Below are 11,425 nucleotides of genomic sequence, written 5' to 3'. Positions count from 1 at the left end.
CGCTGATCATGGCGATCATCAACCGCACCCCGGACTCGTTCTATGACAAGGGTGCGAACTTCAGCGACGAGGCCGCCAGGGCGGCCGTGCATCGGGCCGTCGCCGACGGCGCCGATGTCATCGACGTCGGCGGCGTCAAGGCAGGCCCCGGTCAAGAGGTCGATGCCGACACCGAGATCGCCCGGCTGGTGCCGTTCATCGAATGGCTGCGCGACGCCTATCCGGACCAGTTGATCAGCGCCGATACCTGGCGCTCCGAGGTCGCCAAGGTGGCCTGCGCGGCCGGGGCGGACCTGATCAACGACACTTGGGGCGGCATCGACCCGGCGCTACCGGAGGTGGCCGGCGAGTTCGGGGCGGGCCTGGTGTGTTCGCACACCGGCAACGCGCTGCCGCGCACGCGCCCGTTCCGGGTGAACTACGGAACCACCACCCGCGGCGTGGTCGACGACGTCATCGCCCAGGTCACCGCAGCCGCCGAGCGCGCCGTGGCCTGCGGGGTGGCCCGCGACCGGGTGCTGATCGACCCCACCCACGACTTCGGCAAGAACACCTTCCACGGGCTGCTGTTGTTGCGCCACGTGAGCGATCTCGTTGATACCGGGTGGCCCGTGCTCATGGCTTTGAGTAACAAGGACTTCGTCGGGGAGACTCTGGGTGTGGAGTTGACCGAGCGGCTCGAGGGAACGCTGGCCGCCACCGCGCTGGCGGCCGCCGCGGGTGCGCGCATGTTTCGCGTACACCAGGTCGCCGCCACCCGCCGGGTGCTGGAAATGGTGGCCTCGATTCAGGGAACCCGCCCGCCGGCGCGCACGGTGAGGGGGCTGGCATGACCGCATCGGACCTGTTCACCGGTGATCTCGCCAACGACACGGTGCTCGCCGCGCGGCCCGGAGACGTGTGGCTGGCCAACGACAGGCGGAGCCGTCCGGGCTGGACCATCGCCGAACTCGAGGCCGCCAAGGCCGGGCGGACCATCTCGGTGGTGCTGCCTGCCCTCAACGAGGAAGAAACGATCGAGTCGGTGATCGAGAGCATCTCACCGCTGGTCGATGGGCTGGTCGACGAGCTGATCGTGCTGGATTCGGGCTCTACCGACGACACCGAGATCCGCGCCGTCGCCGCGGGCGCCCGCGTCGTCAGCCGCGAGCAGGCCCTGCCCGAGGTGCCGATACGACCCGGAAAGGGCGAGGCGTTGTGGCGCTCGCTGGCGGCCACCAGCGGCGACATCGTGGTGTTCGTCGACTCCGACCTGATCAACCCGCACCCGATGTTCGTGCCGTGGCTGGTCGGCCCGATGCTCACCGGCGACGGCATTCACTTGGTCAAAAGCTTCTACCGACGGCCATTGCGGGGCAGCGAGCTAAGCGACGTCGGCGACGTCGGAGGCGACGTCAGCGCCACCGGCGGTGGGCGGGTCACCGAGCTGGTGGCCCGGCCGTTGCTGGCGGCGCTGCGTCCGGAGCTGGGCTGCGTCGTGCAGCCGCTGGGCGGTGAGTATGCGGCCAGCAGGGAACTCCTGACCTCGCTGCCGTTCGCGCCGGGCTACGGCGTGGAGATCGGCCTGCTGGTCGATACCTTCGACCGGCTGGGTCTGGACGCGATCGCCCAGGTCAACCTGGGGGTGCGCGCACACCGCAACCGGCCGCTGGCCGAGCTGGGCGTGATGAGCCGCCAAATCATCGCGACCCTGCTGTCGCGCTGCGGCATCCCGGACTCCGGCGTCGGGTTGACCCAGTTCGTCGCCGACGCCCACGAGGGCACCGACTTTCAGGGCTACACCCAGCGCACCTCGCCGGTGTCGTTGGCCGACCGGCCACCGATGCAGGTGCTCAGGCCCCGGTAGCTCCCGGCGCGGTCACGCTGAACGTCGCCGCGTCGGTGGCATAGGGCAGTATCGATCACGTGGCGTTGGTGTTGCTGTACCTGGTGGTCCTGGTGCTGGTGGCGATCGTCCTATTCGGCGCGGCCAGCCTGTTGTTCGGTCGCGGCGAGCAGCTGCCGCCGCTGCCCCGGGGGACGACGGCCACGGTGCTGCCCGCGTTCGGAGTGACCGGCTCCGACGTCGACGCCGTCAAGTTCACCCAGGTCCTGCGCGGCTACAAGGCCAGTGAGGTGGACTGGGTACTGGACCGGCTCGCGCGCGAGCTCGAGGCGCTGCGCGGCCAGCTGGCCGCCGTGCACGCCTCGCCGGCCACCGGCCGGGAGACCGAGGGCGAACCCGGGGAACCAGACGACGGCGAGGATCGTCAGGACTCAGTGTGAGTGAGGACGAGCTGGTTCGCTGCAGCTGGGCGACCGTGCGACCAGGACCCGATTTCGAGCTCTATCGCGACTACCACGACCGGGAATGGGGCCGACCGGTGCGCGACGGGGTCGCGTTGTTCGAGCGGATGAGCCTGGAGGCCTTTCAAAGTGGTCTGTCGTGGCTGATCATTCTGCGGAAACGGGAGAATTTCCGGCGTGCGTTCGCCCGGTTCGACATCGCCGAGGTCGCGCAGTACACCGACGCCGACGTGCAGCGGCTGATGGCGGATCAGGGAATCGTGCGCAACCGCGCCAAGATTGAGTCGACGATCGCCAACGCGCGCGCCGCCGCGGAACTGGGAACTCCGGCGGACCTGGCGGACCTACTGTGGTCGTTTGCGCCGTCGCCGCGGGTCCGGCCGGCCGACCCGTCCCAAATCCCTGCGGCCACTGACGAATCGAAGGCCATGGCCCGTGAACTCAAGCGGCGCGGCTTCCGCTTCGTCGGCCCGACCACCGCCTATGCGCTGATGCAGGCGACCGGCATGGTCGACGACCATATTCGCGGTTGCTGGGTGCCCGCCACCATCCGCTGAGCACACAGTTGTGGGTCTTTGTACAAGTGGTGACCTGGATAGGGAACAATGGGGGGGTGATAAGGCACTTCGATGCCGGGCATGGCTTGAATTTCGCTGGCGGGACATGCTCGGTGCCGACCAGGTCCGCATGGGCGGGCCAGCTCGAACCTGGAGGGAGCACTCGATGGCGGCGATGAAGCCCCGGACCGGAGACGGTCCTCTGGAAGCAACAAAGGAGGGGCGAGGCATCGTGATGCGGGTACCACTTGAGGGCGGCGGTCGACTTGTCGTCGAGCTGACGCCCGACGAAGCCGCTGCCCTCGGTGACGAACTCAAGGGCGTCACGAGCTCCAGCTAGGGCTTGCCGCCCGAAACGGATGTCGGCGGCGCTACGCGCACACCTTCCGATAGATCTCCAGGGTCTGCTCGGCGACGTGGGCCCAGGAGAACTCTTCGACGCAGCGCTGGCGTCCCGCCGTACCGTAACGCTGCGCCTTGTCGCGGTCGGCGATCAACTCGTTGACCGCTTCGGCCAATCCGGTCTGATACCCCTGCGCGTCGTCCGCGTCGTAATGCACCAGCGTCCCGGTGATTCCGTCGGCGACCACCTCCGGGATGCCGCCGACATCGGAAGCCACCACCGCCGTCGAGCAGGCCATCGCTTCCAAGTTCACGATGCCCAACGGCTCGTACACCGACGGGCATACGAAAACCGATGCCGCCGAGAGGATTTCGCGTAGCTCCCCGATGGGCAGCATCTCCTGGATCCAGAACACTCCGGTGCGGCTGCTGGACAGCGCGGCCACGGCGTCGCGGATCTCCTCGGCGATCTCCGGGGTGTCGGGCGCCCCGGCGCACAACACCACCTGCGCCTCCGCGCTGAACCGGTGGGCGGCCGCCACCAGGTGCGCCAGCCCCTTCTGCCGGGTGATCCGGCCAACGAACACCACGATGGGCCGGGCCGGATCGACGCCGAGTTCGGTCAGCATCGACCCGCGTTGCCCGGGCCCCGCCGGGTACCAGACGTCGGTGTCGACGCCGTTGCGGATGACGTGCACGGCGCTGGGATCCAGTGTGGGATAGACGCGCAGGACGTCCTCGCGCATCGCGGAGCTGACCGCGATGACGGCGTCTGCGGCCAGCACGGCGGTCTGCTCGACCCAGCTCGAGATCCGGTAGCCCCCACCGAGTTGCTCGGCCTTCCACGGGCGCAGCGGTTCGAGCGAATGCGCGGTCAAGACGTGCGGGACGCCGTAGAGCAGCGCGGCCAGATGCCCGGCCATGCCGGTGTACCAGGTGTGTGAATGCACCACGTCGGCCTCCGACGCCGCGTTGGCCATCATCAGGTCGGCCGACAGGGTCGACATCGCCGCGTTGGCGCCCCGCAGCCGCGGGTCGGGCTCATGCACGTGAGCCCCCGGCCGCGGTGCGCCCATGCAATGCACGTCGACCGCGCAGAGCCGGCGCAGCTGGGCGACGAGCTCGGTGACGTGTACTCCCGCTCCGCCGTAGACCTCTGGTGGGTATTCCCGCGTCATCATCGCCACCCGCATACCCGAACGGTAGTTCGGCGACGGGGCCCGCCGCGAGTCGGGTTCGCCACACGGCCTGCGCGATCTTCGCGGCATGCGCGGCCAAATACCTTGACGGACAGCCCCACAGAACTTTGCCAATCACCCCGTCCCCCTGGCAGCCCTCCGCAACGGCCGATAGGTTTGACACCATGAGGGAAGCGCCACACGTGCTGGGCATCGTCCTGGCCGGCGGTGAGGGCAAGCGGCTATATCCGCTGACCGCGGACCGCGCCAAGCCTGCGGTTCCCTTCGGGGGCGCCTACCGACTGATCGACTTCGTCCTGTCCAACCTCGTCAACGCCCGGTATCTGCGCATCTGCGTTCTCACCCAGTACAAGTCGCATTCACTGGACCGTCACATTTCGCAGAACTGGCGGTTGTCCGGCCTGGCCGGTGAGTACATCACGCCGGTGCCCGCCCAGCAGCGGCTCGGCCCGCGCTGGTACACCGGCTCGGCCGACGCGATCTACCAGTCGCTCAACCTGATCTATGACGAAGACCCCGACTACATCGTGGTTTTCGGTGCCGACCACGTGTACCGGATGGACCCCGAGCAGATGGTCCGGTTCCACATCGACAGCGGCGCTGGCGCGACGGTGGCCGGCATCCGAGTACCCCGCAACGAAGCCACCGCGTTCGGTTGCATCGACTCCGACGAGTCGGGCCGCATCCGCAAGTTCGTGGAGAAGCCACTGGATCCGCCGGGCACCCCGGACGACCCCGAGCAGACGTTCGTGTCGATGGGCAACTACATCTTCACCACCAAGGTGCTCATCGACGCGATCCGCGCGGACGCCGACGACGACCATTCCGATCACGACATGGGCGGTGACATCATCCCGCGGCTGGTCGACGACGGAATGGCCGCGGTGTACGACTTCAGCGACAACGAGGTGCCCGGCGCCACCGATCGCGACCGGGCCTACTGGCGCGACGTCGGAACGCTGGACGCGTTCTACGACGCGCACATGGACCTGGTGTCGGTGCACCCGGTGTTCAACCTGTACAACAAGCGCTGGCCGATCCGCGGCGAGTCGGAGAACCTGGCGCCGGCCAAGTTCGTCAACGGCGGTTCGGCGCAGGAGTCCGTGGTGGGCGCCGGCAGCATCATCTCGGCGGCCTCGGTGCGCAACTCGGTGCTGTCGTCCAACGTGGTGGTCGACGACGGCGCGATCGTGGAGGGCAGCGTGATCATGCCCGGCGCACGCGTCGGCCGCGGCGCGGTGGTACGCCACGCGATCCTGGACAAGAACGTCGTCGTCGGGCCGGGCGAGATGGTGGGCGTGGATCTGGAAAAGGACCGCGAACGCTTCGCGATCAGCGCCGGCGGCGTCGTCGCGGTGGGTAAGGGCGTCTGGATCTAGCCCGGGATCTCCGGGACCAGCAGGTGGGCCTCGCGCCGCGGACCCCAGTGCAACGTAACGCGGCCGCGCGGCGAGCCCGCGTACCACGCCGGAAACTGGCCGGTGAGTGGGTTTCTCGGGGCCAACCAGCGCGCGGCGATCGCCAGCCGCAACTGCTCGCCGGCGCGGAACAGCGTCGCCGACGGGCCCAGCTCCACCTTGACCGCGGCCACCTCGCCGGCCGACAGCGGCCGCGGATCGATGCCCGTGATGACGGGTTGGGCCGGCCGGGACAGCTCGGGGTCCAGGGCGCGCAGCGCGACCCGCTGCCACCCACTGGTCACTCGATCGCGGCCGTAACCGTAGGACCCCTCGAAGCCGACGAACCGCTCGCCGCGCCACTTCTCCGCACCGACGAACAGATTCGCATCGTCGCAGCCGCTCAGCTCGACCCACAGCCGGGCCACCATCGGGCCGGTCAGCTCGACGTCCTCGGGAAAGGTCCAGGTGAAAGATGCTGCACCGGAACGTGTTCGGAACGTGCTGCGGCCGGGGTGCGCGGGCTGCTCGGCCGTCAGCGCGCCGGCATCGCCCAGATACAGTGGGCGCCAACGCGTGCGGGCCAGCGGCCATTCGGCCTCTTCGCGCACCGCGGTGACGGTGTCGCGGTCTTCGCGCACCTCCAGGCGCACACTGCGCGAGGGCCGCGCGCCGTCGAGCACATCGCGAAAGAACTTCAGCTGCTCGGCGCGCGCCGCGTCGGAGTAGAAGGTCGTCCACTTGCCGCCGCGGTGGGTGTAGAGCCGGGCGTGGCCGGAGCCGCCGTGCACGAATGCCCGCATCGAGCCGCGGCTGTGCAGGTTGTTGTCCGAGAAGCTGCCGCAGACCAGCATGGGGACCTGGATCGCCGACAGGTCAGGGGCCAGCGAGCGCCAGAACTCGTCACGCTGCGGGTGGTCTTCCTGCATCCGCGCCAGGTCGTAGCTCTGCCGTGTGTCCCGACTGAGGTTGCGCGACCACAACCGGCTGAAGCCGATCTCCTGCACGCCGCCGGGAAACATCAGGTCCCGGTAGGCGTCGGTGAAACCTTCCCACGGGCAGATCGCCCGCAGCGCCGGCGGCTGCAGGGCGGCCACGGCGTACTGGCTGATGGCCAGGTAGGACACCCCGAGCATGACCACGTTCCCGTCACTCCACGGTTGTCCGGCGATCCACTGCACCAGGTCGTAGGTGTCCTCGGCTTCCCGGCGGGACAGCAGGTTCCCGGTGCCGTCCGAATGGCCGCAGCCGCGCGAGTCGGCGTTCACCACGACGAAGCCCTGCGCGGTCCACCATGCCGGATCCGGCGCCTCCCAGCCGGTCAGGGTGGAGAACGCCACCGGTTGCGGCTGGCGAATCATGCGGTACTGCACCGAGAACGTCGTCTTGTTGCCGCGGCGGGTCGGCAGGTTGTCCTTGCCGTACGGGTGGATGCTCAGGATGACCGGCCGGGGTGCTTCGGCCCCGCCTTCGCGAAAGACGTTGGCCCGCACGACCGTTCCGTCGCGCGTGGTGACGGCGACGTCACGCTCGACCTGCGGATCGGTGGGCGGGTCGGTGACGGTGACGGGGGGCTTGGCGACGCCGCGAATCCTGGTCACCGCATACCGCAACGCGCCCGGGCGCCGCCACGGGCGGTACAAGGCCGGCGGCCGATTACGCAGCACGGCAATACCCTAAGCGGCGGGTCGGGTGGCTACCAGATGTAAGGCACCAGCCGGTAGCGCACGCGGTCGGCGTAGTCGCGGTATCCGGGCAATTCCCGGAAAAGCAGCTTTTCCTCGTCGAGGATGCGCAGCGTCAGCCCCACGGTGCCCGGGATGATGAAGAGCAATCCCCAGTACGAGCCGAGCGCCAGGGGGATACCGATCATCATGATCACATTGCCGACGTACATCGGATGGCGCACGAATTTGTAGAGGCCGTTCGACACGACCGTCTGGCCGCTTTCGACCGTGACCGTGGCGCCGGCATAGCTGTTCTGGACGATCACCAGCATGGCGATGCCGAGGCCCGTCGCCACCAGCACGTCGCCGAGCACCGACAGCCACGGCGGCACCGACGACCAGCCGAAGCGATGATCGAGCGCGCTGAACACCATTGTCGCGAACAGGCCCAGAAACGACCCGGCGATGATGAACTTCTGGGCCTTCCTGGGTTCCGCCCGCGGGCCCGCACGCATCCGGCGCTGCAGGGCCGCGGGATTGGTGCGGGCCAGGTAGACGGTGGGGACGATGGTCGCCAACGTGAACACGGCGATGAAGACCCACGCCTGCCAGTAGTGCAGCGTCCCGGCCGGCAGGAGCAGGATCAAAATCCAGGAGAGAATGCCCCAGAGGGAGGTTGCCGTTACCCTGATCCCGGTTTTCATCACGCTCCTAGTAGCGCAGATCGCGGCGCCGAAAAGCTATGGCACCCAGAACCACCAACCCTACGTCCAAGGCCAGTAGCCATAACAGTGGTACGACGGTGAAATCTGTGCCGATCCGCGGGATGTGTGCGAAGGGTTCCAGGTCGAGCAGCCACTGCGAGTAACCGGCCAACGACCCGATCAGGTACAGGGCGACGAAACCGATCAGCACGCCCCAGGCCACCGGTGTCAGGCGCGGCGCGATGCCGAACACGCAGACCGTCACGGCCGACAACAGCCACACAGCGGGCAGTTGGACCGCCGCGCTGGCAACGACCATCGGCAGCTTGGCGGCGACGTCGCCGGCCGCGACGCCGTAGACGACACCGGCGGTCAGGCCGCTGGCCAGCATCGCCGCCGCGGATCCGGCGAGTGCGGTCACCAGATGACTTGTCAGCCAGCGGGTTCGCGACACCGCGCCGGCCAGCACCGTTTCGGCTCGCTGGCTCGACTCCTCCTGGTGGAGCCGCAGCGTGAGCGACACCGCGAACGCGGCGGCTACCATGCCCATCATGGAAAACGCGACGGCGATGAACGCCTCCTCGAGCGCGCTGGTGCCGCCCATCCGCGCGACGATGTCGCGCGCCACGCCGCTGTCGCCCAGCTCATCGCCGATGCCGTGCACCACGCTGCCGATCAGCAGGCCATAAAGGCACAACCCCACCGTCCACAGCAGCAGCGCGGCGCGGTCCAGCCGCCACGTCAGCCCGAACACGTTACCCAGCGCCGGGGCGGCGCTGGCCGGGCCGGGCCGCTCCGCGATCAGCCCGGCGCCGACGTCGCGGCCGGCGAGCAACCGATACGCCAGCACGGTCAGTACGGCCGTCGTCACCAGGTGCAGCACCAGCACCCACCCGCGGTCGCCCGCATACGGTTTGACCTGCAGCGACCACCCCAGCGGGGAAAGCCACGAGAGCGTGCCGTCACCGGCGTCGCCGACGGCGCGCAGGGTGAACGCGGCGCCCAATACGGCGAACGCGGCGCCGCGGGCGAACCGGGCGCTCGGCGACAGCTGCGCGGTCACCGCGGCGACGGCGGTGAACACCAGGCCGGAGCAGGCCAGCGCCGCCCCGAAGGCCAGCGACCCGCCGGCCGGGACGTCGGTGCTCAACAGGCCGGCCGCACCGATCGCGCCGGTGGCAATCGATGCTCCGAACGACAGCAGCAGCGCCGCGCTCAGGCTGGCGTAGCGGCCGATCGCGGTCGAGTCCACCAACTCGGTCCGACCGTTCTCCTCGTCGGCGCGGGTATGACGGATCACCGTGAGGATGACGGCCACCGCGATCAACACATGGAACATGCCGGCTTTCCAAATCCCGACGGCACCAAGGCTGTTGTTGTAGATCTGGCCGTAGAGGGCGCGCTGGGCCGGGCTGGCCATGATGGAGGCCGCGAACCCGGCGCGGCCGGCCTCGGTGGGGTAGATCTTTTCGATGCTGCCGACGTACACCGTGGCCAACGGTACCGACAGCAGCAGTACCCACAGCGGCATCGATACGCGGTCGCGGCGCAGGTATAGCCGCAGCATCGCGAGCGTTCCGGAGAAGCTCGAACTCTTAAGTGGCGCAGGCGATGCCGACGCGAAAGGCCGGTCCAGCGTGGGTGTGCTCATGACAGCGAGACCTTTGCTTCGTCGCGTCCGTGCCGACCGTCGCCGCCGGACGTGTCGTAGTGGCGCAGGAAAAGCTCTTCGAGGGTCGGCGGCTGGCTGACCAGGCTGCGCACCCCGGCATCGCCGAGCACCCGGATGAGCTCGCCCAGGCTCTCGCTGTCCACCTGCGCGCGCAGCGTGTTGCCCTCGACGGTGACGTCCTCGACACCCTTGATGCGCCTGAGATCACCGGGATCACCGGTCATTTCGGCCTTGATCGAGGTGCGGCTCAGGTGCCGCATGGAGTTCAGCGACCCGCTCTCGACGGTCTTGCCGGCGCGGATGATCGTCACCCGTTCGCACAACGCTTCGGTTTCGGCCAGGATATGGCTGGACAACAACACCGTCGTGCCCCGGTCGCGTGCCTGCGCCACACACTGCTGAAACACGTTCTCCATCAACGGGTCCAGGCCGCTGCTGGGCTCGTCCAGGAGCAGCAGTCTGGCGTGCGACGAGAACGCCGAGATCAGCGAGACCTTCTGGCGGTTGCCCTTGGAATACGTGCGCGCCTTCTTGTGCGGGTCCAGGTCGAAGCGCTCGATCAGCTCGGCACGGCGCTTCTTGTCGATGCCGCCGCGCATGCGGGCCAGCAGGTCGATGGTCTCACCGCCGGTCAGCGACGGCCACAGGGTGACGTCGCCTGGGACGTAGGCGATTTGGCGATGTAGGGCGACGGCCTGAGTCCAGGGGTCGCCGCCGAGCAGCCGCGCGCTGCCGCCGTCGGCCTTGACCAGGCCCAGCAGGATGCGGATGGTCGTCGACTTCCCGGCGCCGTTGGGCCCCAGGAACCCGTGAACTTCGCCTTCCCGCACCGTGAGGTCCAGGCCGTCCAGCGCCCGCACCACACCGAAATTCTTGGTGAGCCCGCGGATCTCGATTGGCGCGACACCGGTGGCGTTTTCAGTTGGCATCAGATTCTCCTTGATCTTCAGCGGCCAGGAATGCGTCGTACATGGTCCGGTCGGTCAGCAGCCCCTCGGTGTAGATCTCGAGTGCGGGCAATATCATGTCGCGCGAGTAGTCGCGCAGCACCGCCCGAAGATCCGTTGGCGTCTCGTGCATTTGGATGTAGAGAAAGAAACCCCCGCCGCCCGTCATGGCGAGATACCTGGCCCTGGCCTTGGGATCGCGGCTGGGCTTGATCGTCCCAGCGCGCACGCCCTCTTCCATGTATTCCTCGGCATTGTCAATCATCCTGCGCCACAACATGTTTGCCAGTTCGCCACCGGACTGCATGGCCCGCACCAGGTAGGCCATCAGCGGCGCATACTCCTCGATCTCGGCCATCTTGGCGAACCACGTGGCCGGATCGTTGGACTGCAGCGCCTCCGACTTGGTGCCGTGGATCGTCTCGGTGATGTAGTCCTCGCAGGCCTTGCGCAGGCCGTCCTTGGAGCCGAAGTGGTGGATGACCAGCGCGGCACTCACGCCGGCTGCTTCGGCGATGGTGCGCAGCCCCACGCCGAACCCGTGCTCGCCGAATTGTTCGATCGCCGCGTCTCGGATCCGGGCGGCTGCGGTCAAGTCGGCTGAACGCATGTTCAGTACGCTAAACGCACGTTCAGCCCGCCGTCAAGGACGGC

The 11,425-nt window shown here is 68.3% G+C and carries 12 protein-coding genes; 6 read left to right on the top strand and 6 right to left on the bottom strand.

Annotation, left to right across the window (positions count from 1 at the left end; all coding sequences use genetic code 11):
- The first annotated feature begins 8 nt into the window (after positions 1-8).
- From folP to ACZYVJ_RS08130, 5 genes are all read left to right on the top strand, one after another.
- Positions 9-833, top strand: a complete 825-nt coding sequence (gene folP, locus ACZYVJ_RS08150) for a dihydropteroate synthase (protein ID WP_463832898.1) — start codon at positions 9-11, stop codon at positions 831-833.
- On the top strand, positions 830-1,846 hold the full coding sequence (locus ACZYVJ_RS08145) for a glucosyl-3-phosphoglycerate synthase (protein ID WP_463830539.1): 1,017 nt from the start codon (positions 830-832) through the stop codon (positions 1,844-1,846). Before folP ends, ACZYVJ_RS08145 begins: the two co-directional genes overlap by 4 nt.
- Positions 1,847-1,905: 59 nt before the next feature.
- Positions 1,906-2,265, top strand: coding sequence for a DivIVA domain-containing protein (locus ACZYVJ_RS08140; protein ID WP_463830538.1), 360 nt, complete (start codon positions 1,906-1,908; stop codon positions 2,263-2,265).
- Positions 2,262-2,843, top strand: a complete 582-nt coding sequence (locus tag ACZYVJ_RS08135) for a DNA-3-methyladenine glycosylase I (RefSeq protein ID WP_463830537.1) — start codon at positions 2,262-2,264, stop codon at positions 2,841-2,843. Before ACZYVJ_RS08140 ends, ACZYVJ_RS08135 begins: the two co-directional genes overlap by 4 nt.
- 166 nt (positions 2,844-3,009) lie before the next feature.
- Positions 3,010-3,183, top strand: a complete 174-nt coding sequence (locus ACZYVJ_RS08130) for a DUF3117 domain-containing protein (RefSeq protein WP_003878471.1) — start codon at positions 3,010-3,012, stop codon at positions 3,181-3,183.
- Between the two features lie 31 nt (positions 3,184-3,214).
- Here ACZYVJ_RS08130 and glgA read toward each other — a convergent pair whose 3' ends face one another.
- Positions 3,215-4,378, bottom strand: coding sequence for a glycogen synthase (gene glgA / locus ACZYVJ_RS08125; RefSeq protein ID WP_463830536.1), 1,164 nt, complete (start codon positions 4,376-4,378; stop codon positions 3,215-3,217).
- Between the two features lie 170 nt (positions 4,379-4,548).
- Here glgA and glgC point away from each other — a divergent pair, with 170 nt between their 5' ends.
- The gene (glgC, locus tag ACZYVJ_RS08120; protein ID WP_463830535.1) at positions 4,549-5,763 is read left to right on the top strand and encodes a glucose-1-phosphate adenylyltransferase; all 1,215 of its coding nucleotides are present in this window, start codon (positions 4,549-4,551) and stop codon (positions 5,761-5,763) included.
- On the opposite strand, the gene ACZYVJ_RS08115 is transcribed toward glgC, so the two are convergent.
- Genes ACZYVJ_RS08115 through ACZYVJ_RS08095 form a run of 5 tightly spaced genes read right to left on the bottom strand, consistent with a single transcriptional unit; the run spans position 5,760 to position 11,381 of the window.
- Entirely contained in the window at positions 5,760-7,448 is a 1,689-nt protein-coding gene (locus tag ACZYVJ_RS08115; RefSeq protein WP_463830534.1) for a CocE/NonD family hydrolase, read from the bottom strand. The genes glgC and ACZYVJ_RS08115 overlap by 4 nt on opposite strands.
- Positions 7,449-7,477: 29 nt before the next feature.
- Positions 7,478-8,152, bottom strand: coding sequence for a methyltransferase family protein (locus tag ACZYVJ_RS08110; RefSeq protein WP_463830533.1), 675 nt, complete (start codon positions 8,150-8,152; stop codon positions 7,478-7,480).
- Between the two features lie 7 nt (positions 8,153-8,159).
- Positions 8,160-9,803, bottom strand: a complete 1,644-nt coding sequence (locus ACZYVJ_RS08105) for an ABC transporter permease (protein WP_463830532.1) — start codon at positions 9,801-9,803, stop codon at positions 8,160-8,162.
- On the bottom strand, positions 9,800-10,753 hold the full coding sequence (locus ACZYVJ_RS08100; protein ID WP_463830531.1) for an ABC transporter ATP-binding protein: 954 nt from the start codon (positions 10,751-10,753) through the stop codon (positions 9,800-9,802). The genes ACZYVJ_RS08105 and ACZYVJ_RS08100 overlap by 4 nt, the downstream gene beginning before the upstream one ends.
- Entirely contained in the window at positions 10,743-11,381 is a 639-nt protein-coding gene (locus tag ACZYVJ_RS08095) for a TetR/AcrR family transcriptional regulator (protein ID WP_463830530.1), read from the bottom strand. The genes ACZYVJ_RS08100 and ACZYVJ_RS08095 overlap by 11 nt, the downstream gene beginning before the upstream one ends.
- Positions 11,382-11,425: the final 44 nt, after the last annotated feature.

It is taken from the genome of Mycobacterium sp. IDUB_3 (genome assembly GCF_055419585.1).
The sequence above is the reverse complement of the archived record's forward strand: the minus strand, read 5'-3'. Positions and strand labels throughout refer to the sequence as shown.